Source organism: Vibrio sp. TRT 21S02, assembly GCF_050113675.1.
Classification (GTDB): Bacteria; Pseudomonadota; Gammaproteobacteria; order Enterobacterales; family Vibrionaceae; genus Vibrio.
The window spans coordinates 309,322-336,124 of record NZ_JBNJOI010000003.1; the positions used below are offsets into that span (position 1 = coordinate 309,322).

Consider the following 26,803-nt stretch of genomic DNA (forward strand, 5'->3'; position numbering starts at 1 on the left):
CAAATGCTAAGAATTGCCAAAGAAGCGCTGACATTCGATGACGTACTACTCGTGCCAGCTCACTCCACCGTTCTCCCAAACACAGCTGATCTTCGCACTCAGTTGACTAAGAACATCACCCTAAACATCCCAATGATCTCGGCGTCTATGGACACCGTAACTGAAGCTCGTCTAGCGATTGCGCTAGCGCAAGAGGGTGGCATTGGCTTTATCCACAAAAACATGTCTATTGAGCAGCAAGCTCAGATGGTTCACCAGGTGAAGATTTACGAAGCAGGTGTAGTTTCTCACCCCGTAACTGTAAGCCCTGATGCAACAATCGCTGATGTTGTTGCCCTAACAGAAAAGCATGGTTTTGCAGGTTTCCCAGTGGTAACAGATACAAACGAACTTGTTGGTATCATCACTGGCCGTGACGTTCGCTTTGTAACGGATCTTTCTAAGAAAGTTGATGTTGTGATGACGCCTAAAGAGCGCCTAGCAGCAGTCAAAGAAGGGGCAACTCGTGAAGAAGTTCAAGAGAAAATGCACAAAGCGCGCGTGGAGAAAGTACTGGTAGTGAACGATGAGTTCCAACTAACCGGTATGATCACCGCGAAAGATTTCCACAAAGCAGAGCGTAAGCCTAACGCATGTAAAGATGCACAAGGCCGTCTACGCGTAGGTGCTGCAGTTGGCGCTGGCGCAGGTAACGAAGAGCGTGTTGCTGCTCTAGTTGAAGCGGGCGTTGACGTGCTACTTATCGACTCTTCACACGGTCACTCGGAAGGTGTTCTAAACCGTATCCGTGAAACTCGCGCTGCATACCCAGATCTCGACATCATCGGTGGTAACGTAGCGACAGGTGCCGGTGCTAAAGCGCTTATCGATGCTGGCGTAAGTGCCGTGAAAGTGGGTATCGGCCCTGGTTCCATCTGTACCACGCGTATCGTAACGGGTGTAGGTGTTCCTCAAGTTACTGCGATTGCTGATGCTGCAGAAGTAGCAAACCAGCACGGTATTCCAGTTATCGCTGATGGCGGTATCCGTTTCTCAGGTGATATCTGTAAAGCTATCGTCGCAGGCGCATCATGTGTCATGGTTGGTTCAATGTTCGCGGGTACTGAAGAAGCACCTGGCGAAGTTATCCTATATAACGGCCGTTCATACAAAGCTTACCGTGGTATGGGTTCACTTGGCGCTATGTCTCAAGGTTCTTCTGACCGTTACTTCCAGTCTGACAACGCAGCAGACAAGCTAGTACCGGAAGGCATCGAAGGTCGTATCGCATACAAAGGTCGCCTAAAAGAGATCGTTCACCAACAAATGGGTGGTCTACGTTCAAGCATGGGCCTAACAGGTAGCGCAACGATTGAAGATATGCGTACGAAAGCTGAATTCGTTCGTATCTCTGGCGCGGGTATGAAAGAGTCTCACGTTCACGACGTGCAAATCACAAAAGAAGCACCAAACTACCGATTGGGTTAATAGCTAACCACAATTATTTTGAAGATTATGGGAGACAACTGTCTCCCATCCACTAAATTAATTCCGAGATTGACCCAATGACAAAAAATATTCATGACCAACGTATTCTGATCTTAGACTTCGGCTCTCAGTACACTCAGCTTGTAGCGCGCCGTGTACGTGAAATTGGTGTTTACTGTGAGCTATGGAGCTGGGATGTTGAAGAAGCGGATATTCGTGAATTCAATCCAGATGGCATTATCTTATCTGGTGGTCCAGAAAGCGTAACAGAAGAGAATTCTCCACGTGCGCCTCAATACGTATTTGATTCAGGTGTACCGGTACTAGGTGTATGTTACGGCATGCAGACCATGGCTGAGCAGCTAGGTGGTAAAGTAGCGGGTTCTACTGAACGTGAATTCGGCTATGCACAAGTTAAAGTATCTGGTGAATCTTCTATTTTTAAAGATCTTGAAGAAATTCAAGATGTATGGATGAGCCACGGTGACAAAGTAGTCGAAATTCCAGCAGACTTCGTCAAAGTTGGCGAAACGGACACTTGTCCTTACGCTGCGATGGCAAACGAAGAGAAGAAATACTACGGCGTTCAGTTCCACCCAGAAGTAACACACACTAAAGGTGGCCTACAAATGCTAGAGAACTTCGTTCTTGGCGTATGTGGCTGTGAGCGTCTATGGACGTCTGAATCGATCATCGAAGACGCCGTTGCTCGTATTAAAGAGCAAGTGGGAGATGACGAAGTGATCCTAGGCCTATCGGGTGGTGTGGACTCGTCGGTAGTCGCTATGCTGGTTCACCGCGCAATCGGTGACAAGCTAACATGTGTATTTGTTGACAACGGTCTACTTCGTCTAAACGAAGGTCAGCAAGTAATGGATATGTTTGGTGACCAGTTTGGTCTGAATATCATCAAAGTTGACGCTGAAGACCGTTTCTTAAAAGCGCTTGAAGGCAAAGCAGATCCAGAAGAGAAGCGTAAGACAATCGGTCACGTATTCGTAGACGTATTTGATGAAGAGTCTAAGAAGCTGAAAAACGCGAAATGGCTAGCTCAAGGTACTATCTACCCAGATGTTATCGAATCAGCAGCATCTAAGACGGGTAAAGCGCACGTGATCAAATCACACCACAACGTGGGCGGTCTGCCAGATGATATGGAAATGGGCCTTGTTGAGCCGTTACGTGAACTGTTCAAAGATGAAGTACGTAAGATTGGTCTAGAGTTAGGCTTACCTTACAATATGCTTTACCGCCACCCATTCCCAGGGCCTGGTCTAGGTGTTCGCGTTCTTGGCGAAATCAAGAAAGAATACTGTGATCTACTACGTCGCGCAGATGCTATCTTCATTGAAGAGCTACACGCTGCTGACCTATACAACAAAGTATCTCAAGCGTTTACGGTATTCCTACCAGTACGTTCTGTGGGTGTAATGGGCGATGGTCGTAAGTACGATTGGGTTGTATCACTACGTGCCGTAGAGACTATCGACTTCATGACTGCACATTGGGCGCACCTGCCATACGACTTCTTAGGTAAGGTTTCTAACCGTATCATCAATGAAGTAGATGGTATTTCTCGCGTGGTTTACGATATCTCCGGTAAGCCACCAGCGACAATCGAATGGGAATAATTCGATATTGAGTTAACTATCAGCCCCGGCCTTTGTGCCGGGGCTTTTTTATGTTCACAAATTTGGTTAAAACTGTTGTTTGCTATCCATTTGTAATGCTTGTATTCATTTGTTTCAGTAGATCAAATCGAATTAACTCGCAAATTTAGTGTGTTATCAGGTAAATCGGTGCAATCACAGAATGCAAGATTCTACTCTTTGGAGGAACTCAATTTACGGAAATGAAAGGACAGACTGATGTTACAAGTGAAACATTTAGCCCTAGCGGTAGGTTGTACCTTATCTGCTGCCAGCTTTGCAGCTACCATGAACATTCAGCCGGATCCACAAAACCCAACGGGTTATGTGGTTTCTCGAGCTGATCTACTCGCAGCGGAGCAGGCGCAAACGTCTGATCCTATGTATGCCATTTGGGCGAAAGCTTTGGAAACGCAGCCAAATACGGTGGTAGAAGCAATTGCACCAGGTTTGGCTACAAACCCAGATAACGTTAAACGTGCTGAGCGAGTTTTCCCTCGTACAGAGTGGGATTTTCTAACTCAGATGGCAGCTCCTGAATACACCTATACACGTTTCTTACGTGCTATTGGTAAGTTTCCAGCATTTTGTGGTGAATACACCGATGGCCGCAACTCTGATGAGATCTGTAAGACATCCATTGTGACTGCATTTGCGCATTTTGCGCAAGAGACAGGCGGTCATATTTCCGTGGACAATGTGTCTGACAATCCACAACGTCTTGAAGAGTGGCAGCAAGCGCTTGTTCATGTCCGTGAAATGGGGTGGAGTGAAGGTCAAACTGGTTATACGACTGGGTGTGGTCAAAACGATTGGCAAAATAAAAAATGGCCTTGTGCTGCTGGACAAGGTTATTTCGGCCGTGGTGCTAAACAGCTTTCTTACCACTTTAACTACGGCGCGTTTTCTGAGGTGATGTTTGATGGCGATGCAAGCGTATTGCTAAATAACCCAGGTTTGGTTGCTGATTCATGGCTGAACTTAGCTTCTGCGATCTGGTTCTTCTTAACGCCTCAAGCGCCAAAACCAGCCATGTTGCATGTCATCGACCGTACTTGGTCTCCATCACAACGTGAGACTGATGCTGGGATTGGTTATGGCTTTGGTACGACCATCAATATCATTAACGGTGGTATTGAGTGTGGTGAACAAAATAAAGACAAAGGCCAGCCAGTTAACCGTATCCGTTACTGGGAAGGCTTATCTAACCATTATCAAATTCCATTAAAAGCTGATGAGAAAAACACGTGTTGGCAGCAAACGCCTTATGGCAGTTTGAACCTAAATGGTGCGACTGATGTGCTGTATACCAACTGGGATGGAAACTGGAAATACTATGCAGACCGTCCGGGTGGTTACTCGTTTGAATGTGAACTTGTAGGTTTCCAAACCGCGTATTCTGCACTGGTACCGGGTGACTACGAGAAGTGTGTGACTAACTACTATGGCTCTCATTCGAGCTGGCCAGAAGTACGAGTGGTGGACCAGCTTGATCCGGTTGATCCTGGCACTGACCCAGGTGGTAATGCATGGGATGTGAACAAAGTATACGTTGGTGGTGACCAAGTGACGCACAATGGCGCAACTTATCAGGCGAAATGGTGGACTCAAGGTGATGACCCAGCAAATGGTGGGCCATGGGAACTTGTTTCTGGTGCACCAACTGCTCCGGAGCCGACTCCAGAGCCAACACCAACGCCAGATCCAGAGCCAACTCCGGATCCTGAACCAACACCAACGCCAGACCCTGAGCCAACACCAACTCCAGATCCAAATACTTTCATTCAATGGGAACCAGGGGTTACTCAGGTCGCTGACGGAGATAAAGTGACGTACAACGGTAAATGCTTTATCGCGAAGAATGGTCCGGGAGTATGGGAAACACCAACTCAATCAAACTGGTTCTGGGATGAGATCAGCTGCCAGTAAGACTCCTTCGGTCATTGTGATCTAGATTTAAAAGCTTCGGTTTATGCCGAAGCTTTTTTATTTAGCATTCATAACCTGATGAAATATTGAACTTATTTAAATGCAATAGATTTCATTTGGCTATAAATGGAAACTTAGTTTGTGAAAAACGCTTTTGTGTTTATTTTTTGCTTCATTAAAATTCGCGCGTAAATTTTATCAACTTTTTTTAAAGGTACGCGTCAATGTCAACGAAACTGGCTAACCCAGCACCTCTAGGTCTTATGGGTTTTGGTATGACTACTATTCTGCTGAATATCCACAATGCAGGTTTCTTCCCGATGGATTCAATGATCCTTGCAATGGGTATTTTTTACGGCGGTCTGAGCCAAGTTATCGTTGGTATCATGTGCTTTAAGCGTGGCGATACGTTTGGTACAACAGCGTTTACTTCTTATGGTCTATTCTGGCTAACATTGGTTGGTTTGATCGTAATGCCATACATGGGTCTACCTGCTAGCCCTGCACATTTCATGGGTTGGTACCTAGCACTATGGGGTATTTTCACTGGTTTTATGTTTATTGGCTCTCTATGCTACCCATTTGCTAAGCAAGTTGTATTTGGCTCACTTACGATTCTATTTGGCCTGCTAGCGGCGCGTGATTTTACTGGCAGCGAACTTATCGGCACTCTTGCTGGTTTTGAAGGTATCTTCTGCGGTGCAAGTGCTATTTACTTCGCTATGGCACAAGTACTTAATAACGAATACGGCCGTACTATTTTGCCAATTGGCGAAAAGAAAAAGCCAGAAATTGCAGCGCAAGAAATCGCAGCGTAATTTCTATCAGCTTTACTCAACGGGAACAGGTTGAGGAAAAGAAAAGGGTTAGCTTTGCTAACCCTTTTTTCTTACCACTGCTTTTTAATTCTCAGTTAAGTCGATGGCTGTTCCACCGCTTGTTTTGATTGCTCCGCTTCTGGAGACTGACCCGTCTTACGACGGTACTTATCTTCCCAATAATCAGCCCCTTTGATACCAAGCTTCACTGGGTTGAAGGTAAATTCAGTCACGCCTTGCTTTTGCTGTTCTTCGTAGTCTTTTAATGCCTTTAATGCAGGTTTAGACATAAAGAAAATAATCAGGATACCGACGATGTTGAGCCACGCCATGAGGCCTACACCGACATCACCCATTGCCCAAGCTAGGTTCGCTGTTTTAACTGTACCGTAGAACACAACGGAGATGAGCACCAGTTTTAGCACGAACATAAGCCCATTTACCTTAAAGGTACGGCGAATGTAAGCAATGTTGGTTTCTGCGATATAGTAGTAAGCTAAGATCGTTGTGAAAGCGAAGAAAAACAGTGCAACCGCAATGAATGGTTTACCAATACCTGGTAATGCGCTCTCTATGGCCATTTGTGTAAATACAGGACCATTTGCACCAATATCAGCGGAAAGGTTTTGAATAAGGAAACCTTCAGCGCCATGTACGTTGTAGGCACCAGTAATTAAAATCATGAAGGCTGTTGCAGAACATACTAACAAGGTATCGATGTAGATTGAGAAAGATTGCACGAGGCCTTGTTGGGCAGGGTGATCAACACTGGCTGCAGCCGCTGCGTGTGGGCCCGTCCCTTGGCCTGCTTCATTAGAGTACACACCACGTTTTACCCCCCAACCAATTGCAGCACCAACGCCGGCCATCGGAGTGAAGGCATCGCCTAGAATCATGCCAATGATGCGTGGGACTTCGCCAATATTGAGTAGAATGATCACGAATGCCGTGATGATATAAGCGAGTGCCATAAACGGAACAACAATCTGTGTGAAGTTGGCAATACGTTTTACACCACCGAAGATAATGAAAGCGAGGATGATTGAAATTACGGTACCGGTAAGGATTTTTGCAAAGCTAAAGGTACCCATGGCGGTTTCAATCATGTCACCTGAGCCGAAAGCGGCTTCTACTGCGTTACCAATACTGTTTGATTGAACGCCAGGAAGTAAAACACCACAAGCGAAAATAGTCGCGATTGCGAAAATCCAAGCGTACCATTTCTGCCCCATGGCTTTTTCAATGTAGTATGCCGGACCACCACGAAACTCGCCGTTATCTTCTTCTTTGTATATTTGTGCCAAGGTTGACTCTGCATAAGCGGTTGCTGCACCGAAGAAAGCGACCATCCACATCCAGAAGACCGCGCCGGGACCACCAAAGCCGATTGCTGCGGCAACGCCTGCAATGTTACCCGTGCCGACTCGGCCTGAGAGTGATACCGCAAGTGCTTGGAAGGAGGAGATACCTTTCTTCGAACTTTTACCTGAGAGCAGTAGGCGCCACATTTCAAAGAAATGACGAACTTGAACGAAGCGCGTCATGATCGAATAGAACAAACCAGCACCCAAACACAAATAGATCAGTGCTGGGCTCCAGATAATTCCATTCAGAAAATCAACTAAAGACTGCATAAGAGTTTCCCTGTTTCGTATGTTGTGGTTGTTTTGTGACCAAGATGGTAATTCTTTTTGTAAGGTGTTTGTTAATGGTTTTGTTCTTTTTTGTGTTTTAGTGTGAGTGGTGACTCAAAATGCTACATTTTTGTTAATAAGTGATGTAATTATTGGTTTTGTGCTTTGTTTTATTGATTTTTATTATGACTGTTAAGTGTGTTTTGGATGTTTATATGGAGTGTTTTAGTCTTTGGTTTTGAATGTTGTGCTGGGTTTTTGTGTTAACTCAGCACAATATAAAGTTAATCGTAGTAGCGAGAGATATTTAAATCGACATAACGTTTTTTGGGGTATGACAGCTCCGAGATCACTTCTGCAAGAACATAACCAGAGCCACAAGCCATCGTCCAACCCAAGGTGCCATGTCCGGTATTGGTATATAAGTTACTTATCGTCGTACGGCCAATAATAGGAGGACCGTCCGGTGTCATTGGTCGAAAGCCAGTCCAGTATTCAGCTCGGGTAAAATCGACTCCATCGGGAAACAAATCACGCACGACATGGTTAATGGTTGCAAGCCGTTTATCGGGTAAGCTAGGGTCAAATCCCGCTAATTCAGCCGTTCCTGCCACTCGTAATCTTTGTTCAAAACGGGTTAAAGCGACCTTGTACGTTTCATCCATGATGGTGGATTGAGGTGCGTATTGTTCATTGGTGATAGGCAAAGTCAGTGAATAACCTTTGACGGGATAGACCGGGATATTAATGCCAACGGATTTGAGTAATTGAGTGGAGTAACTGCCCATGGCAACGACATACGCATCAGCAGTGACGCTTCCCTTATTGGTGATGACTTCACTGATTTTGCCATTCTTGGTTTTCAACTGCTCGATTTGGGTATCAAATAGGAACTCGACGCCTGCGGCCTGAGCCAATTGTGTTATCTGTTGACAAAATAGGTAGCAGTCACCTGTTTCATCATCAGGAAGGTATAACCCGCCTACTAACTTATCTTTGACGGGGGCGAGCCCCGGCTCTTGCTCAAGGCAACGGTTAACATCTAGTAATTTACTGCGGGTGTGGCTTTCTTGAAGTAGGCTAATGTCTTTCTCAATTGCTGCCAGTTGCGCTTCGGTACGAAAGAGTTGCAATGTCCCTTTTTCTCTTCCCTCAAATTGGAGGTCATATTTTTGCTTTAGCTCAGTGAGGCAATAACGGCTTAAGTTGGCGATCTCAAGCATGCGTGATTTGTTTTGGCGATACTTATCGAGAGTACAATTTGAAAGCATTTGCATGGCCCAATGCAACATTTGGGGATTTAAGCTTGGTTTGATCTTTAAGGGGGCATGCTCTTCCAATAACCACCGGATCGCTTTGATTGGAATTCCGGGGGCTGCCCAAGGAGATGAATATCCATATGAAATTTGTCCAGCGTTGGCAAAGCTGGTTTCTTCGCCACTGCGAGGTTGGCGATCGATGACCGTTACCTCATATCCTGCTTGAGTGAGATACCATGCCGATGTCAGGCCGATAACACCACTTCCAAGAACCACCACTTTCATAGTGACCACTCCACAAATAAATAATGGATGCAGAGTGCAAGATTTACATTTGCTTAACAATCGATAAAATCTGTTAGCAGTGTATAGAATTTCTAAAACCTATGGTGATATGAAAACAGCATTGATTTCTGGGCTTAACTTGATCTGCAAAGTGGCAAAGCATGAGAGTTTGTCAAAGGCTGCACAATCGATGCACCTGACAACAGGAGCAGTCAGCCAGCAATTGTTATTGATTGAGCAGTCGTTGGGTTTTAGTGTTTTTGAAAGGCATTCGCGTGGAATTCGTTTATCTGAACGAGGGCGTGACTTGGTTGAAAATATCGAGCCACACCTGCAAGCGATAGAACAACATGTCCACCAAGTGACGCAGCCCCAAGAGCACAAACAAGTTCGGCTTAAACTTACACCTTCTTTTGCATTCAAATGGCTAGTACCTCGGCTCGAGCAGTTTCAACGCCTTCATCCAGATATCCAGATCCATACTTTTGCAGAAGGTGCTTTAGTGGATAGCGAGAGTCATGATTTTGATATCGCCATTGATTATGGCTCGTTTCCATATCGTAACAAGCATGCAGAACTGTTAATGGAAGAGTATTTATTGCCTGTAATGAGTGAAGGTTATCAACGCAGGCATCCGGAAATTTCAGACTTAAACAATGCAACATTGCTGCACGATGCCATGCCGTGGCGAGGAGCGGACAAAGATCAGGAATGGCGTTACTGGCTGCAAGCCCAAGGAATGAACATCGCGTGTCGTCGTGGGCATTTTTTTAACCGCACTGATATGGCAATGTCCGCGGCAGAAGCTGGGGTAGGAGTGGCGTTAGCTCGGCTGGCTCTGATTGGTTCTGAATTGGATACTGGGCAATTGGTGAGCCCATTTGAACCCATTTCAGCCAATGCTGGTTATTTCATTCTTACTCACCGAGAAAATGACAGCATCCGTTTGTTTAAACAATGGCTGCATCAACAAGCCAGTGCAATGACTTCTCTTTAAATTCCTTAGGTGTAATTTTAGCTGGCAGCCTCATATGCACCTTCTACACTTAAAATTGATTGAGGGCAGCGCATATGAAATCAGAACATGGTCGATGCAGCTATCGAAACCCCGATGGCTGGTGCTGCGATCAACCTGGTGGTGAATCTGGATTATGTTACTGGCATGATCCGGCCATAGATAAAAGCAAAGATGACGTAAAAAAACAGGTTGAGCAATGGGCCGCAGCGGGTAAACCTTTAGACGGATTTCAGTTGGCTAAAACAAACTTGGTGGATCTTAATCTGGTTAATCGAGGGAGTAAGCAAGGACATTTATGTCGTAATGCTGACTTCTATCGAGCCGATCTGACAGATGCACACTTTTTCGGCTTAGATTTACGTGGCACTTCTTTAATGAAGGCTAAGCTAGTGAATGCAAATTTGCATTGTGCAAAATTAGAAAATAGCAATCTCCTTGGTGCCGAGCTCGCCCGTGCTCGTTTAGAGAACATTGATTGGGGTAAACACCTAAAACAAGAACAAGAAGCGTTGGCCGCGAGTAAACTGACCAATCGCAAAGAAAGCATTTCATTATGCCAAGAGGCAGAAGAAGTATGCCGTAATGTTCGAAAGCAATGTGAAAAGCAGGGGCTTTTTGAGACTGCTGGTATGTTTTTTCAAAAAGAGATGCGGTTTCGCCGTTATCAGATGCCACTGTACAGCTTGAAGCGGTTTATATCGAAGATCGTGGATTTGTTTTGTGGTTATGGGGAAGACCCGTTACGTGTTGTGGTGTTTTCAGTTGCATTGATTTTTACCTGTGCAATGGCTTACTTCTTCCTTGATACCACTGCTGCAAGCCCAGTTTATGAGGGGGTAACGGGGTGGCAGTTTTATGCATTGGAGTTTTTTAATGCGCTTTACTTTAGTGTTGTCACCTTCACCACGCTCGGCTATGGCGATATCTCCCCAGTGGGAATCGCTCGTTTCATTGCCGCGTTTGAAGCATTTTTAGGCAGTTTTACCATGGCGCTTTTTGTGGTGGTCTTTGTGAAAAAAATGACCCGATAAAAAGCGATTAAAGTGTAAATACATGCACAATATCAAAGAATTAAATAGGGTATTTTGTATCCGTTTATTTTTGAATCACGGGGATGAGGTATAATTGACTTATCTCTTCTGGGAGGTAATGCCGATGAAAATGTCACTTTTTACCGTCTCCGTGATCATTTCTTTTAGTGCGTGGGCAAATAGCGATGAACAATTTGAAGCGCTATTGCTTGCTAGCGTGATTTCGACCAATAGCGATCTTTCTTCTGAGCAAACGTGTCGTCTATGTCTTGATCAGGATGTAAAAGTCAGCCAGCGTAACTTTGAACGCCTGCAGTACGGGTTAGAGAAGCAGGCTCAGGCTTGCTTGGCCAATCAAATGGCTGAAGATGCGTTACTTTATGAACTCGAAAGGCAAAGTGCACTGTCCGAAAATAACATTTCTCCTCAAGTTCAGCGTTTGTTCCCAGCTTATCATTCCTCTGCATTACGTTGTGAAAACATGGTCGTGGATCTATTTGCGCCGTCACTTCAGCAACTACAACGTGGTGTGGAAGAGCCTATTGATCCCCATAGTTTTAAGCGCCGTTATCAGGATGAAGTCGATATCTATCAACGTTTTGTCATACAGGCATGCCAACCTATGATCGCATTACGTAATTGCTTAATTGATAACAGCTATTCTGCTCGGTATATCTACAATAGCTTAAGACAAAGCGAAGGGCTGGATGCGGTCTCTTCTTCTCGCTCTTTAGGTCATCGTTATTCACCTTCAGGGGATACGCATATCGCTTTTTATTAATCATCGCTTTTGATATTTGTGATATGACGCAGGTTGTAAACCTCAAGGATAAATCGAAAGAAGGAAGCGCTCTTCTTTCAGTTTGTGTGGGGCTTGGGTATTTAATCGTAAGTAATATGCCAAAAAGGTCGAGAAGAATAACGAAGAGCGACTTTTCATTTTCCATCAAATGAAAGGGTATTTGTGCTGTTTTCCGTAATGTCGGTTGCTGTGATTTTGTACGAAAAACGCGCTTTGTCAGATTGATTTAATAGTTGTGTTTTCAACACTCGTATTGGGACACAACGTAATGCAAACAAATAAATTCAATGGACTTCTTGTTGCTTCAATCATAATGGCGGCTTCTCACGCAAACGCGAATACAATTAAATTAACTAACCAACAGATGGCGATGACATTTGATGACAGCTCTGGTGCGCTCTCTCTGCTCGATTTACGTGCACATAAAAAGATGACACCAACGGAGCTGTTTTTTATCACGCTTCCTGATGAAACTAAGATCCACACAAAAGATTTCACCTTGAAAGAAGTTCGTCGTAGTGGCGATCAAATCAATCTTCACTTATTGCACCCAAGTTTTGATGTGACGATGACACTCAGTCTTATCAAAGAGCGATACGCCAGTATTACATATTCTTTTACGGCGATAGGTGATGAGCAGCGCGTGGCCAAACTGACGTTCTTGCCAACGAAAGGCCAAAGTCAGGCTCCTTACGTTGAAGGTTCCATTAATAGTTCACCGATTGTTGCGGGCAGTTTCTTTATTTTGCCGCGCAAACCGATAGTTAATACTTATGCCTATGAAACCAAAACCAATTTGAACGTCGATTTAGTTACGCCAATCACCCAAGAAGCACCATTAACCTTTACCACCTATATCGGCACATTCAATGAAGTAAGCCAATTACGTCGAGAGTTTAATGGTTTTATTGAAGCCATGCGACCAAGGGCGTATCAGCCTTATTTGCATTACAACTCATGGATGGATATCGGCTTTTTTACACCATATACCGAGGATGATGTGAAAAACAGAATGGCAGCTTTCTATCAAGAATTGGTGAAAAAGCGTGGTGTGAAACTGGATGGTTTTTTACTCGACGATGGCTGGGATGATCGGACAGGAAAGTGGGAGTTCGGCCCCGCATTTGCTGACGGTTTCGGCGGTGTTCGAGAGTTTGCTGATTCAATGAATGCAAGTGTGGGTCTATGGTTGTCCCCTTGGGGTGGTTACAACAAACCGCGCGAGATACGAGTTTCTCACGCCAAAGAAAATGGCTTTGAAACGGTGGATGGCAAGTTTGCGCTAGCTGGGCCGAATTACTTTAGAAACTTCAACGATAAAATTATCGGCCTAATCAAAAATGAACACATCTCATCATTTAAATTGGATGGGATGGGCAATGCAACTAAGCATCTTAAGGGTAGCCAATTTGCATCCGACTTTGATGCCTCCGTGCAACTGATCAAAAACATGCGTGAAGCAAATGAGAAGGTATTTATCAACCTCACGACGGGAACCAACGCAAGTCCATCTTGGCTCTTCTATGCCGACTCGATCTGGCGCCAAGGTGACGATATTACCTTATATGGCAAAGGATCTCCTGCTCAGCAGTGGAGTACTTACCGGGATGCAGAAACCTATCGCTCTATTGTTCGCAAAGGGCCGTTATTTCCAATGACCTCTTTGATGTTGCACGGTATTGTCAGTGCTGAAAATGCCTATTATGGCTTGGAAAAAGAGCAAACAGACCAAGATTTTGCCGATCAAGTTTGGTCTTACTTTGCAACTGGCACCCAGTTGCAAGAGCTGTACATTACGCCGAGTATGCTCAATGAAAACAAATGGGATACGTTGGCGGAAGCGGCAAATTGGGCTCGTGCCAATGCGGATGTGCTGGTGGACTCTCATTGGATTGGAGGGAATCCGACGTTACTGGATGTGTACGGTTTTGCCTCTTGGAATGGCAATAAAGCGATATTTTCGTTGCGTAATCCGTCAGATAAAGTGCAGTCATACTACTTAGATCTCGCTCGTGATTTTGAATTGCCTACGGGAGTTAAAACAAGCTATTCGTTAAGCCAGACGTATGGTTCCAACTCAAGTTTACCAGAGCGTTATAGTGCGCCTGTCGTTATTCAGCTTGAACCACTTGAAACCTTGGTTGTCAATGCAGAAGCCATTCATTAATCCCATACGTAAAAAAGCCATTCATTTGCATGAATGGCTTTTTATTTCGAGTGACGTTGAATTAAGCGGCTTGTTTTCTCTCTTGTTCAATCTCTTCACGTTCTTGGTTTAGCCATAGGATGAAAAGCTTGTACCAGATCGCTAGGATAATTGAGCCAAGGAACAGACCGACGATCCCTGCAAATAGCATCCCGCCAATCGCACCAATTAAGATCACAGGCATTGGCACATCCACACCACGTCCCATTAACATTGGTTTTAGGAAGTTATCTGCAATGCCACCAAACAGTGCCCATGCGGTGAAAATGATCGTACCTGTTCCATCTCCTGTTGAGTAAACATAGAAAATGACTGGAGCAACGATCAAGAGTGCCGGAAGTTGAGCAATACATAGAATCAACACGCCAAGGGTTAGCAGACCAGCCGCAGGCACATTGAAGAAGAACATGGCAGAACCGATGATCATCGCCTGAATGAAAGCAACACCAACCACACCAATCAACACACTGCGAATGGTCGCAGCGGTCATGGTGGTCCACTCTTCTGCATTTTTGCCGACAGCACGAACCATAACGGTTTGCATTGCCGCAGAGACTTTTTCTGAGTGCGTCATAAAGCCCGCAGCAATCGCGAGAGCAATAATGAAGGTGATAAGGCTAGTCAATGCACCACCCAGCATAGAGGCCAACATGGTTACGAAAGATTGGATCTCTGGCAGGAAGGTCTGAACCCCTTTTTCAAGGTTGGTAGCAAACAGGTTCCACACGTCATACACCTTGTCACCAATTACTGGGATATCAGCAATACGTTGGGTTGGTCCTGGGATACTCACCTGACCGCTTTGCAGTACGCTAAGTGTATGGCTGATACCGTCATAAATTGAGTTTGATACCATTACAAAAGGCGTAACGAGCAAGACAATGCCGATGATCGCAATGGTGGTTGCCGCAAGGCCGCGACGACCACGGTAAAGTGCTTGAATTTTTAATGTCAGTGGCATGAGTGCAACTGCAATGATCGCCCCCCAGATCACCGGAATGATAAAAGGTTTAATGATATCGTAAGTGAAAATCAGCAAAATAACTAATAAGCCAATGCGAATGGCGGATTCCACCATGTTACTGACAAATATTTTGCTCTGACGTTGTTCGAGTTGTTTATCCATTTTTCTTTACCTGATGTTCAATGTTCGAGCTGACTAAGCTTGAAACGACGATAGCCATATAAAACACGCCGACAATGGCTTCTAAATAAACGATGACCTGAGCGATTGGCGTAACCGGACTGATATCGCCATACCCCAGAGTGGTGAGAGTGACAAAACTGAAATAGGCAGCGTTAGAAAAATTTTCTCCCCATGGCGCTGCGCTCATGCCTGTGAATGAATCAGGGGCGAATTCTAATAAAATGAGATAAGCCATCGCCCACATCAAACCGAGTAACAAGAACAAGGCAACGGAGCCAATGACTTTATTGATGTTCACGCTTCCGGTGAAAAGAATTTGACGAGCAATGGACTTAAACGTGCCAAAGAAAAAGGCAAAGGTTAAGCACAGCATCACGACATCGATTTTTTCAACATGCAATAGCGAGCGAAGGACGAGTACTGCCACCCATATTGCAACCAATGTGGTGAGAAAACGGTACCAGTTTTGATCGAATCGCAAGCTGGCTAGGCAGACGATAAAGGTCAATACCGTAAAGCCTTGAAGGACAATATCGAGCAAACCACTACCTAGAACCTGAACTAGCGACGCACTGATCAGCAGGCCAATGAGCGCTAGGGTGAGGTAGAAGAAGTTATTCTCCTGATTAATTTTTTGGATCTTTTTTCTGATCATAAGTGTGAACCTCTGAATTCTTGCCGTGACTACTGCTCGTCATTGCTGTCTTGCATCACCATGATGGATGCGGATAAACCAAATCTGAGTTGGACGTCTTCAGGGAGTTCTTCCAGTTGGATACGCACAGGAATGCGTTGTGCTAGGCGAATCCATTGAAATACTGGGTTCACATTGGGCAATAGGTTGTAGCCAACCGTGCCATCTTTCGGTGCGATACCCCATCCAATTGAGTCCACTTTGGCATCGATAGGGGAGTCTGGGTGAGACATCAAGGTGACCTTGGCATCGTTGCCAGCTTTGATATGAGCGAGTTGGCTTTCACGGAAAAAGGCAAAGACCCAAAAACTGTTGCTGTCGATCAGCGCAAGTAATGGTTGGTTTGCTACCGCTTGGGTTCCGGTACGGATATCAAGGTTAGAGACGTATCCATCGACTGAAGCGTAGATCTTGGTGTAGCTAAAGTTTAGCTTTGCCGCTTTAAGTTTCTCTTCCGCTGCTTTTATCTGAAGCAATGACTCTTCATAAGCGATTTCACGACGAGTGAGATCTTTATGTGATACCGCGCCACGGTCTTTTGCTCGAATGTCTCTTAATCGATCATATTCAATTTTTTTGCCTTCCGAGCTGATCTTAGAGCGCTCAAGTGCTACTTCCGCTTGTGATAGCGCGACTTGATACTGTGTTGGGTCGATCTCGAACAGCAGATCACCCGCGTGAACTTTCTGGTTATCTCGTACCGCGACACTAATGATTGGGCCCGAGACGCGTGGCGCGACTTTAATCACGTTCGCTCGAACTTGACCATCGCGAGTCCATGGGTTGCTGAAATATTCTTCATACTTTAGGTAGCCTAGCCAGATGGCTCCCCCTAGGATGACGAGGTTTAAAGCAATGATAAGTTTCTTCTTCATCTTGTTAGCTACCTAAAAACGTAAAATAAAGCTGTCTATCACCACCACGTAGACGACGAGGATGGCGAGAAAAGTCAGTGATGGAAAGGCGATAAACCGTGAAATCCGGCTCTTGTTTAGGAGGATCACGCTCAGCCAAGTTGCGCTGAGTGCCATCACCATTACCAATAACACTGGTGAGAAATACACATCTCCCCAAGCGAGTTCATGTGGCATTAGGGTTGCTCCTTGTCTGGTTGAGTCGGTGAAAGTAGTACGGGAAGGGTACGCTTTGTTTCATCAAGTTCACTGTCCCAGTCGGTGCGAGTACGCATTTGTTCAGCAATGGCATCACTGACAAACGCTTTTCCTGCTTGAGCTTGCCAGCCGCCACCTAGAGCTTTGTATAGTGCGACAACCTGATTGGCGACATTCCCCTTAATTTGGGCGTAACTGTCTTCACTCCGTGTCATCTTTTCGACCGAATTTAGCAGTCGTTCGAATGAAATTTGGCCGTTTTCATACTGAGTCATCGAAATGTTGAAGGCGCGAATGGATGAGTTGACCGAACGAAGGCGCAGCTCTTTTTGTTGACGATAGAGCTGGTAGGCGTCCATAGCGTTGGTGACCTCTTGAACTGCCTGTAATACCTTTTTGTTGTACTTGCTCAAGGTTTCTTGAAAGCGAGCATCTTCAAGACGAATATTACTTTCCACTCGGCCGTATTGGAGAATGTTCCAACTAAAGCTTGGCCCTGCAACTAAGGTGAGAGAGTCACTAAAGCTGAAACTGTGACCACTCTGGACAGTGCTATTGATCCCAATGGAGCCGAGTAAGGAAAAGCTTGGGTATAGTGCTGCTTGTGCAACCCCTATTTTGGCGCTCTGTGCTCGAGCTTGCAGTTCAGCCACTTGCAGATCTGGGCGACGCATGACTAAGTTCGCTGAGATTTCAGGGCTAACTTGTGGCGCGCGAGGAACCAATGAGTGATGATCATCTCCCGAAAGGGCTGGCTTTTTGCCTGTGGTTTGGAAGCTGGACTCATAACGTGCGACTTGTTTCGTCAACTGAGCTGAATTGAGCAGCGGTTCGACTTCTTCTGGTAACTTGCCGAGTAAAAGAGCAAGTGCATTGCGCGACTGACGTTTAGCGATTTCAAGTGCTGGTAATGCCGCTTCCGTAGCATAAAGCTGGTTTTTGGCCTGTTGTACGTCGAGTTCAGTTACGTTGCCAGAATCAAACTGAATTTGAGTGATATCTACAACTCGTTTTTGAATTGCAATGTTGCGCTTAGAAAGGAGAATTCTTTCTTGATAGGTGCGGTAGTTGATGTAGTTACGCGCAACCTCTGCGGTAATGGCGACAGTAATGTCATTATAGGAGGCGATAGACGCATAATAAGCCGCTTCGGCCGCTTCAATTCCGCGAGCGTATTTTCCCCAAATATCGAGCTCCCAACCAGCATCAAAACTTGCAGCGGCATTATTGAACGAGTGCTCGTTTTGGTAAGCGCGAGCCAGATCGCCAGATACCTGTTGAACTTGCGGATATTGTAAGCCCGTCGAGATACCAAGTGCGGCGCGCGCTTGCATAATACGCAGGCCTGCGGCTTCAAGATCAAGGTTTTGCTTTCCTGCAAGCATGACTAAATTGTTGAGGGTTGCATCGTTAAACTGAGTCCACCATTTGGCCGATTCCACTTCTGATTCCAGATGGCTTTGCGCCCAATGCTGGGGCATTTCAAATTGTTGAGGCGCCTGATAGTCTGGCCCCACAGTACTACACGCTGTTAAAACGCTCAGAGGCAGTAATAACATCAAAGGTTTGAAGGTTGTTTTCATCGCTAGCCTCATTAAAAACGTTTTTGCTGTAGATTGGCCCAATTGATTTCTGCGTAAGCCCCTTTGCACTTCGTCAGTGCGTCCAGCACGTTGCTTTTCAGATTCAGCAAGATATAAAAACCGGCAATATCTTTGTTTTGGTATTGGGATAAATCTAATTGCTGAAAGAAGTGCTCAATTCGCGCTTCGTAAACATCCAAATCATCCTGATTTTTCGCGAAAGTAGCGGTTAGGCTTTCAACCGATGGCTTGAGAGAGAACGCATGCGCAATTTGTGGAATGGTGTCATCACTGTGTTGACTGCGAGCTTGCGTAACCAATGGGTTGTCACCTAGGTGCTTCTCTGCTCCTTTCAATAGGGCAATATGGTGATTCAATGCCTGACAACTGCTTGTATAAGCGGCCACCTTTTCTGCGCTGTTTTGGTCAAAATAGTTGAAGTTAATTTTGCTGCCCCAAAGGGCAAGCTTTTTGACAGAAGCGTTTAGAGTTTGTAGGTGAATGGTCCGTTTGAGTCGCACCCACGCAGAGCTCTTGGTCGCTGGCAGCGCAAATAACTGAGATACATGACGAAAATATCGTTCGTGAAGGGTGTGAAACAAGTGCTCAGGTCTAGTAGAAAATGGGAAGTAATGTGAAGCGATGATCACCAGTCCCACTAGATAAAACAGTGTCATCACCGACATAATGATGCCGAAGTGATAGAACATATTGTTATCTAACCCAAGAATAAATAACCCCATCAAAAAGAACATGGTGATAGGGCCTTTAAACAGGTAAAAGGCAACAAAGGTGTAGAGAAAGATAAAGATTGTCAACTCTGGCCAAAACGTGAGTTGCGGTAATATGAATACGTACGCGGGGACGGCAAACAAGAAGCCAAAGGTAAAGAGCACCAACAACAGAATTGGATGAATGGGCATAAAGGACAGCAGCGACATATACATGGTCGAGAAGATGACAAAGCTGTAACCTCCCGGAGGATTGAAATAAATCCAAATTAAAGAGGATGCCCAATAAGTGACAAACACTTTGACAGCGGTTTTAAAATTTTCAGCGTCCCACCATAAAAAACGTGCCGCTTTAGCTGCTTTGGGTTGTTGGAAAGAGAGAGTATTGGTGACGGAATCAATGCAGCTAATGCTCTCTGCTAAGCGTGATAAGTTAAGGTGAAGCTGGTTGATGACGTAAGTGAGTGTTAACACCGCACCTTTTTGTAGATGCCCAGTCTCTTGTAGTGTCGTCGTGTTGAGTTCTGCTTTTTTTTCATTCGCTTGATAATAAGGCGAGTTGCCATCCCATACGGTATTACACACTTCAAACAATGAGTGAATCGCGTCAATATGGTTGCTGAAATCAGTAATAAAAGCTTGGTTTTCTGACTGATGAAACTCGCTGTGTGCAGTGGCAATCAACAGCTCTGTAATTTGCTTACTATGGTGCAGTGCAGACTGCCATTCTTGATGATAGCTAGAGATGTCGCTGCACTCTTTACTGATCAAACGAAAACGTTGTTCGAGAGCGGTTTGGGCATTAAACACCTCATCCACCAAAGTGGCCAACTCGGGAGTTACTTCTTCACTTTCTGACTCGTTGAGGTCTTCATTGCTCTCTAAAATTCGAACGAACAGTTGTTTTTGCGCAGCCAGTAAGGTTTCTGCCAACTGCCTTAAGTTTTGTTCGGTTGGGGTAGGGAAGAGGTAAGTACCCACTAAGGTATAGATGATTACCCCAAATATGGTCATGTAAGCGCGATCAATACCGTAGATAAAGGCACCATTCGCATCACCGCCATTCGACATCATCAACGCCATCACGCCTGTGAGCATGAAGAGTGTAGGATCTTTTAAGTACGCATTGCGGAAGTAAAATAATACGGAAACAACTAAAGAAACAGACAGCATGTAGAGCAGTCTGTCTTGGGCAAACCAACCGACCAACAGCAATCCCACCACGGCGCCCACAAGGGTGCCAATAACTCGCAGTGTGCCTTTAGCGAGAGACTCTCTCTGGCCTCCCGTTGAGGCAATCAACATCACGGTTGTTGCTGCCGTTGAAGCTTGCGGCCATCCCATCGCAAATGGGATTAAATACGCCAATGTCAGGCTAAGGGCAACTTTGGTGGCAAATCGTAATTTTTCGTTCATCGTTTAGTTTCAAAGTTAGCCCAATAACATGAATTCGCTGTTGGACAAATAAGTGGAATAAAGCTGAAATATATTTCAACCATAGGTTACAAAGCGACCAATTCTAGAGAATGCGACACGACTTTATGTAAGTAAACTGTCAAAAAATACGGCGTTCAATTACAACAAAGAAAATGATCTTATTGAAATATAAGATAAAAAATAAAGAAGGGTTTAAATACTTGTGAGAGTTCTTATTTTTGATACGAATGTTGATGGGTTATTATTGATTTTATGAATCAATAATAATAGATGATATGAAATCAAACCCAACGATTATGTTCAATTAAAACTAAAGTCGCTGAGTTTGAAATAATTTTATGACTGATAAATATGATCAATAGTTTCAAAGTTAATTTGATTTTCTTTGCCATGATTCAGAATTAATTTAAGAGCTTTTAATGTTACTTCAGGATCACTTTGTCCACTTTCACTTCGTGCATCATGAAGCAATACAACACTGCCTGGTTTTAATTGCTCTATGACCATTTTGGCAATTTCTTCTGGGTTATCTTTTGCGTAATCCTCAGGATCTACTGTCCAAAAAATGGCTTTTTGTGGAGAGAGCATAAACATGATCATAGAGACAAAATTAAATTTTCCATATGGAGGCCTATATGATGTGTAGCGTTTCCCTAATATTGAATTGAATACCTTCTGGTTTTTCTTCCAATCCATATACGTTTTTATGGGTAGTGTTTTCCATGCATGGGGGTGTGCAAAACTATGCGATCCGATGCTATGACCTTCATTTATGATTCGATCCGTCACTTCAGGATGAGAGAGTACATTTTTACCTGTTGGAAAAAAAGTGGCTTTAGCTTTTTCTTCATTCAATAGATTTAGAATCGCAACGGTAGACTCCTTTGTAGGACCGTCATCAAAGGTCAAATACACAGATTGAGAATTTTCTACTTTAGTAGAAAAAGATTTAACTTGTATTTTTTTAAAAATATGAGGGATAAAATAATAAACAACAAAGATAAAGAAAATTAATAATATGGGATTCATAAATAATAAATATTTTTTAATATATTATTTTATTATCAAATAATTGATTGTTGATGTATATAATAACATTGTACTATTTACTTTAAACTATTCATTTAAGTAGCCACACATATGCTTTATGTATGACTACTACCAATTTTATTTATGACAAGTACTTTGTAAGATATTCATCAAATACAGGTGCCTTTAGATTTTCAATATTAGGTTTAAATGATTCAGCTTGTTGTATCATCTTACCTAAATCTTCTGTATTGCCGTATACAGCTAAAATTAGTCCTAAACGTTCAAGTTCTTTAATAAGCTCAACTTGGTGATCATCGAAGTATTCACCATGCTCAACTAATCGAGGTATAGCAATAACACGCTTGCCTTTTAATAATGAATCCATGATAGAGCCACAACCACCTTGGCAAATCACTAGGTCGCTTGTTTCGATATTATTGTGCAGTGTTGGTTGATCACAGTAGTCAAAATATTGATAGTTATTTGGGATGTAATCAGAGGTACCGATTTGGCCGACGACTTCAGCTTTGACTTCTTTGCGTTCAACCAGTTTATCTACCTCTTTAAACATACGGCTAAACGGAATTTTATAAGTGCCTGCTGTTAGAAATATTTTTTTTATGGGAGTTGGTTCGTCACAAGTTACGGTATCCAGTGGGAAGATTAGACCAATGTTCTCTGAATCTTTAAATAGTTTGCGAGTGTCTTCCCATTGAACAAGAGTGTGATCCGCTAACTTACCTGCTATTTTTCCAAATGTTGACGTTGTATTGACGCGAGCTGCGGACTCTACAAAAATGATTTTTTTACGCAGTAGCTTCCCGATAACAATTGCGCCAAATGACGTACCAGCTCCGGTGGTAATGACGGCATCAGGTTTCTCTTTTAAAAAGATCTTCAAAGACTGAAATATATTGTTGATAGGTCGTAGTAATTGAAACTTTTGAACGACTTCTTTAAAGATAAACTTCTGTACAAAGTACACCTTGTCACTTTCAGCTAGATGCTGTGTCATCTTACTTTCGTCAGTAATGAAGAAATATTCATGCTTTTGGTAGTAAGACTTAAGCTGCAGCACTTCATTGATATGCCCGCCACTATTGGCAGTTAAGCATATTTTCATACATAACCTCTTTGATGAATTTCTGAGTAGGGAGCGAAATAGAGCTCAACGCGTTGTGGACAGAAACTCATGCATTGTTAACAGAACTAAATTGCTATGGAGTATACGTTTTTTCATTGCCTGAGTTATTGGGATCTTGATGCCGTTTTAAAAATGAGAGAGGTAGGGCATAAGCAGTTTAAACTTATGAAATATCCTTTCTTTCGCTCCCTAATGACGAAAGGCCTTGATATAGGACTTGATGTAAATCAATGAAAATTAGACTTTTTTTGTTTTCTAATTGTTGTGATTTATTTAAATTATTTTTTATATCTACGCCATTCAAAGAGTTAGATATGGCTTAAAAGTAAGATAGATTTTCTCGATTAACTCTATTCCTTTATTTCCTTTGTTTCTGTATGGGAATGCCACTAATTTGTGCGACGCAAATTGGAGGTAACAATAATGAATAAAAAACTATTTGCGCTGGGAGCAGTCAGCCTTGGCATCATTGGATATTTATCTACCGTCGCTTTTGTTGATAAATCTGATCAACGACTCGCGATGTCTAAGCTCTCAACGTATTCTCAACTTTCTGAAACGAGTTTGGATTATCGGGCCATGAAGGTTCTCTCAGATAATGGGTGTAGTTACTGCCATACACCAAACAGCCCAATGCCATTTTACGCTAACTTCCCTGTCGCGAAGAGTTTGATGGAACATGACGTTGCTCAAGGGTTACGCCATTTTCAACTTAAGCCAGTATTGGAACAAGTTCATGCTCAAGAGCCAGTTTCAGAAGTTGCCCTCGCGAAAATAGAAGGAGTGTTACAAGATGGTTCAATGCCTCCCAAAGCCTATCTATCAATGCATTGGCGCTCTGACTTATCTGAAGAAGAACGCCAAATTTTACTTGGTTGGGTTGCTGAAAAACGTTTGCAACGCCACGCGAATTCTCCGGCTTCAGTTGAATTTAAGCGTGAACCAGTACAGCCAATTTATACGCAGTTCGATGTCGATAAAGACAAAGTTGCACTAGGTAAAGCGCTTTATCATGACACGCGTCTTTCTGGGGATAACACCTTGTCTTGCGCAAGTTGCCACCGTTTAGAGGCTGGGGGAGTGGATCACTTAACTACGTCTTCTGGCATTAAAGGTGCTAAGGGGCCGATTAATGCCCCTACTGTTTACAATGCGGTGTATAACAGTCTGCAATTTTGGGATGGCCGAGCTCATAACCTGCAAGAACAAGCGGGAGGTCCTCCTTTGAATCCTATCGAAATGGGGTCACAAGACTGGCGTGAGATCATCGCAAAATTGAGTGATGATTCGACGCTAAAGGCACAATTTGACAAGGTTTACGGTGGGCTGGTTAACCAAGCGACGATCACCGGGGCTATTAGTGAGTTCGAAAAGACACTTACGACACCCAATAGCCGTTTTGACCAGTACCTGAAAGGTGATAAGCACGCACTGACTGAACAAGAGTTAGAAGGCTATCAACTGTTTAAGCAGTACAAATGTGACACTTGCCACGTTGGTGAAGCAATGGGAGGAGAAGGCTTTGAAGTGATGGGTCTGAAAGCCGATTATTTTGCTGACCGCGGTCAAGTCACGGAAGTGGATATGGGGCGCTACAATGTCACTCGAGTAGAAAATGACAAGCACCGATTTAAAGTACCTACTCTGCGTAATGTTGCGTTGACTGCGCCATACTTTCATGATGGTCAGGCAGAAACGCTAGAGAAAGCGGTTTTTGATATGGCAAAATATCAGGTCGGTGTCGAGCTAAACCAACAGGAAACAGACAAGATTACGGCATACCTAAAAACCTTAACGGGTGAATACAATGGTAAATTGCTTAACTAAAGCAGCTCGATAATTGTCATTGTTTGGCTCTGAGTAAACCCGGCTATGAAATTCATGGTCGGGTTTCTTTGTATCAAAGAGCGAGTGATGAATATATTTATGTAAAGTCAGAGTGTTATTTTGCTTCTTTCAGTTTTTGCTCTTTATGAGCTTCGATACGCGCAACTTCTTCATCTAACTCCACAATTTTTGCTGCCATGAGTGCATGGCAACGATCTGCCAATAGGCGTGCATCATTCACGCTGTATGTAGAAACATCAATAGGCGCTAACATTTCGGTTATCACAACACCATTATCACGGCGGTTTAGCTGAATTTTTTGATGGGTGGTGCTGGTACACATAGGTGTGATAGGTACGCCTGCTTCAATCGCCATACGAAATGCCCCTGTTTTGAACGGTAATAGGCCGCGTCCTTTACTACGTGTTCCTTCTGGGTAAACCCAGACTGACAAGTCTCTTTGCTGAATGGCTTCAACCACTTGTTTTATGGTGTCTCTTGCTTTAGCTTTGTTTTCTCGGTTGATCAAAATATTACCTGTGATCCAATACAACAGACCGAAAAAGGGTAGCCAGAGCAGATCTCTCTTGCCCAATGATACGGTACGTGGGCGTAGCATCCCCGGATCGGTAACAAAATCAAACACACTTTGGTGATTAGATATGTATACGCTGTTTGCGGGTGTCGGAGCATGTTCGAGCCCTCTTTGAATGAGGCGCAATCCAACTAATTTATGTAACTGATTAAACCAGCGACAAAATGTATGAACATGCTTTGGATTTCGGGGGCTCAATAAACAATATAACAGCGCTGACAATGTGGTAATGACCACAAAAAGTGCCGCTAAGAATAGACGAATAATAGCAAGCAAAACGCACTCCTTAACTCTAGATAGGCATCGACTTGTTTAAAGATGAATATTTTAGAGTTTTCATTCTATTTAACTAAAGTGCAACATTTTTTTCCAAACGAGACGTAGAGAGTGCGGCTGAGTCTCTCAAATTGCAGAGAGTGAACCATTTTTATCTGAAATTACTTGGGTGTTCTTTGAACCCATGTAAAAAGCGAGTAGTGTGTCGCCTGATGATATTTGTTTGGGTGAGAGCATGAAAAAAGGGTTTATTTTTCTTGTCGCTTTATTATTCAGCCATGTTAATTACGCTGAGATTGCTCCTATTTCGCAATGGCAGTGTGAAATGATGACAAAACATGGAGTCTTGAGTGCGGGTGCGCCTGTTGGGTGCGATCGTTTAGTCAAAGTAGATTTTGATTTCATCAACTTTGCCGGAGAAACCAAGCAAGGCAACATGATTGTACTGGATGTCGTTGCTCCTTCTGTTGAGCAAATTTTTTCAGAGCTAAAACAGCGTCAGTTTCCTTTGCATTCCGCCCGCTTAATGCGAGAGTTTAAAGGAGATGATAATGCATCGATGGCGGCGAATAATAGTAGTGCATTTAATGCCCGCCCGATCACTGGTGGCGGAAGCTGGTCTAAGCATGCTTATGGTGTAGCAATCGACATTAACCCTGTTCAAAATCCGTTTTTAGAGTTTAACAGCAACGGACAAATTACGGTTATTCCCCCTCAATCTGCGACTCAATATGTCAATCGTGCCCATTTTCGCGCTAGAGAGGAACTTAAGCGGAATGGAATGGCAGAAGAGGTGGTTGAATTATTTGCCCATCACGGTTTTTTGATTTGGGGAGGGGATTGGAATTCTCCCATTGATACTCAGCACTTTGAAGTGGGGTCAAGGCGTTTCATACAACAGTTACTCAAAATGCCAAAGCAGGAAGCCTTTGCCCAGTTTACCCAATATGTCGATAGCTACCGCGACTGCTATGCTAAGCAAGAGCCAAAAGGGAAAGAGCGGGCTCGAGCGTTGTGTGCTTATAAAACGGTTAAGGTTTTTTGACTTTCTTTCGTTACGCAGAATACAAAAAGGGCCAACTCTTTCGAGTTGGCCCTTTCCAAACGTTTGGTGGGCTGGCGTAAGT

At 43.9% G+C, this 26,803-nt stretch carries 21 protein-coding genes; 10 read left to right on the forward strand and 11 right to left on the reverse strand.

Going from position 1 to position 26,803, the window contains the following annotated elements; all coding sequences use genetic code 11:
* Nucleotides 1-3 precede the first annotated feature (3 nt).
* From guaB to ACQEXU_RS05490, 4 genes are all read left to right on the forward strand, one after another.
* On the forward strand, nucleotides 4-1,467 hold the full coding sequence (guaB, locus tag ACQEXU_RS05475; RefSeq protein WP_006877936.1) for an IMP dehydrogenase: 1,464 nt from the start codon (nucleotides 4-6) through the stop codon (nucleotides 1,465-1,467).
* Between the two features lie 77 nt (nucleotides 1,468-1,544).
* Nucleotides 1,545-3,098 (forward strand): glutamine-hydrolyzing GMP synthase, encoded by a 1,554-nt coding sequence (gene guaA / locus ACQEXU_RS05480; RefSeq protein ID WP_427009990.1) that lies wholly within the window; start codon nucleotides 1,545-1,547, stop codon nucleotides 3,096-3,098.
* Between the two features lie 237 nt (nucleotides 3,099-3,335).
* A complete protein-coding gene (locus ACQEXU_RS05485) occupies nucleotides 3,336-5,045 on the forward strand; it encodes a chitinase (RefSeq protein WP_427009991.1) in 1,710 nt (569 codons plus the stop codon).
* Between the two features lie 224 nt (nucleotides 5,046-5,269).
* Nucleotides 5,270-5,863: an acetate uptake transporter gene (locus ACQEXU_RS05490; protein WP_367987108.1), complete on the forward strand. Its 594-nt coding sequence runs from the start codon at nucleotides 5,270-5,272 to the stop codon at nucleotides 5,861-5,863.
* 95 nt (nucleotides 5,864-5,958) lie between these two features.
* On the opposite strand, the gene ACQEXU_RS05495 is transcribed toward ACQEXU_RS05490, so the two are convergent.
* Together ACQEXU_RS05495 and ACQEXU_RS05500 are read right to left on the reverse strand one after the other, a co-directional pair.
* On the reverse strand, nucleotides 5,959-7,497 hold the full coding sequence (locus tag ACQEXU_RS05495; RefSeq protein ID WP_367987107.1) for an alanine/glycine:cation symporter family protein: 1,539 nt from the start codon (nucleotides 7,495-7,497) through the stop codon (nucleotides 5,959-5,961).
* Nucleotides 7,498-7,781: 284 nt separating this feature from the next.
* The gene (locus tag ACQEXU_RS05500; RefSeq protein ID WP_427009992.1) at nucleotides 7,782-9,041 is read right to left on the reverse strand and encodes a D-amino acid dehydrogenase; all 1,260 of its coding nucleotides are present in this window, start codon (nucleotides 9,039-9,041) and stop codon (nucleotides 7,782-7,784) included.
* Nucleotides 9,042-9,150: 109 nt separating this feature from the next.
* Here ACQEXU_RS05500 and ACQEXU_RS05505 point away from each other — a divergent pair, with 109 nt between their 5' ends.
* The 4 genes from ACQEXU_RS05505 to ACQEXU_RS05520 all read left to right on the forward strand — a co-directional run bounded on the left by ACQEXU_RS05505 (nucleotide 9,151) and on the right by ACQEXU_RS05520 (nucleotide 14,059).
* Entirely contained in the window at nucleotides 9,151-10,038 is an 888-nt protein-coding gene (locus ACQEXU_RS05505) for a LysR substrate-binding domain-containing protein (protein WP_427009993.1), read from the forward strand.
* A gap of 74 nt (nucleotides 10,039-10,112) precedes the next feature.
* Nucleotides 10,113-11,090: an ion channel gene (locus ACQEXU_RS05510; RefSeq protein ID WP_427009994.1), complete on the forward strand. Its 978-nt coding sequence runs from the start codon at nucleotides 10,113-10,115 to the stop codon at nucleotides 11,088-11,090.
* A gap of 124 nt (nucleotides 11,091-11,214) precedes the next feature.
* Nucleotides 11,215-11,871, forward strand: a complete 657-nt coding sequence (locus ACQEXU_RS05515; protein WP_427009995.1) for a hypothetical protein — start codon at nucleotides 11,215-11,217, stop codon at nucleotides 11,869-11,871.
* Between the two features lie 289 nt (nucleotides 11,872-12,160).
* On the forward strand, nucleotides 12,161-14,059 hold the full coding sequence (locus ACQEXU_RS05520) for an enterotoxin (protein ID WP_427009996.1): 1,899 nt from the start codon (nucleotides 12,161-12,163) through the stop codon (nucleotides 14,057-14,059).
* Nucleotides 14,060-14,120: 61 nt separating this feature from the next.
* Here the strand turns inward: ACQEXU_RS05520 and ACQEXU_RS05525 are convergent, their stop codons facing one another.
* The 8 genes from ACQEXU_RS05525 to pssD form a co-directional block, all read right to left on the reverse strand.
* Complete coding sequence (locus tag ACQEXU_RS05525; RefSeq protein ID WP_427009997.1) at nucleotides 14,121-15,224, reverse strand: AI-2E family transporter; 1,104 nt, start codon at nucleotides 15,222-15,224, stop codon at nucleotides 14,121-14,123.
* Entirely contained in the window at nucleotides 15,217-15,900 is a 684-nt protein-coding gene (locus ACQEXU_RS05530; RefSeq protein WP_427009998.1) for a potassium channel family protein, read from the reverse strand. The genes ACQEXU_RS05525 and ACQEXU_RS05530 overlap by 8 nt, the downstream gene beginning before the upstream one ends.
* Before the next feature lie 29 nt (nucleotides 15,901-15,929).
* Nucleotides 15,930-16,814 (reverse strand): efflux RND transporter periplasmic adaptor subunit, encoded by an 885-nt coding sequence (locus ACQEXU_RS05535; protein ID WP_427009999.1) that lies wholly within the window; start codon nucleotides 16,812-16,814, stop codon nucleotides 15,930-15,932.
* A gap of 12 nt (nucleotides 16,815-16,826) precedes the next feature.
* Complete coding sequence (locus ACQEXU_RS05540; RefSeq protein ID WP_367987099.1) at nucleotides 16,827-17,030, reverse strand: DUF1656 domain-containing protein; 204 nt, start codon at nucleotides 17,028-17,030, stop codon at nucleotides 16,827-16,829.
* Nucleotides 17,030-18,634: a TolC family protein gene (locus ACQEXU_RS05545; RefSeq protein ID WP_427010000.1), complete on the reverse strand. Its 1,605-nt coding sequence runs from the start codon at nucleotides 18,632-18,634 to the stop codon at nucleotides 17,030-17,032. Before ACQEXU_RS05545 ends, ACQEXU_RS05540 begins: the two co-directional genes overlap by 1 nt.
* 11 nt (nucleotides 18,635-18,645) lie before the next feature.
* A complete protein-coding gene (locus tag ACQEXU_RS05550; protein WP_427010001.1) occupies nucleotides 18,646-20,781 on the reverse strand; it encodes an FUSC family protein in 2,136 nt (711 codons plus the stop codon).
* Nucleotides 20,782-21,138: 357 nt separating this feature from the next.
* Nucleotides 21,139-21,831, reverse strand: a complete 693-nt coding sequence (locus ACQEXU_RS05555) for a polysaccharide deacetylase family protein (protein WP_427010002.1) — start codon at nucleotides 21,829-21,831, stop codon at nucleotides 21,139-21,141.
* Between the two features lie 142 nt (nucleotides 21,832-21,973).
* Entirely contained in the window at nucleotides 21,974-22,957 is a 984-nt protein-coding gene (gene pssD, locus ACQEXU_RS05560; protein ID WP_427010003.1) for a PssD/Cps14F family polysaccharide biosynthesis glycosyltransferase, read from the reverse strand.
* Between the two features lie 444 nt (nucleotides 22,958-23,401).
* Here pssD and ACQEXU_RS05565 point away from each other — a divergent pair, with 444 nt between their 5' ends.
* Nucleotides 23,402-24,805: a cytochrome-c peroxidase gene (locus ACQEXU_RS05565; RefSeq protein ID WP_427010004.1), complete on the forward strand. Its 1,404-nt coding sequence runs from the start codon at nucleotides 23,402-23,404 to the stop codon at nucleotides 24,803-24,805.
* A gap of 115 nt (nucleotides 24,806-24,920) precedes the next feature.
* Here ACQEXU_RS05565 and ACQEXU_RS05570 read toward each other — a convergent pair whose 3' ends face one another.
* Nucleotides 24,921-25,676 carry a 1-acylglycerol-3-phosphate O-acyltransferase gene (locus ACQEXU_RS05570; protein WP_427010005.1) on the reverse strand — a complete coding sequence of 252 codons (756 nt, stop codon included), beginning with the start codon at nucleotides 25,674-25,676 and terminating at the stop codon, nucleotides 24,921-24,923.
* Between the two features lie 235 nt (nucleotides 25,677-25,911).
* On the opposite strand from ACQEXU_RS05570, the gene ACQEXU_RS05575 reads away from it, so the two are divergent.
* Nucleotides 25,912-26,721: a M15 family metallopeptidase gene (locus ACQEXU_RS05575; RefSeq protein WP_427010006.1), complete on the forward strand. Its 810-nt coding sequence runs from the start codon at nucleotides 25,912-25,914 to the stop codon at nucleotides 26,719-26,721.
* Nucleotides 26,722-26,803: the final 82 nt, after the last annotated feature.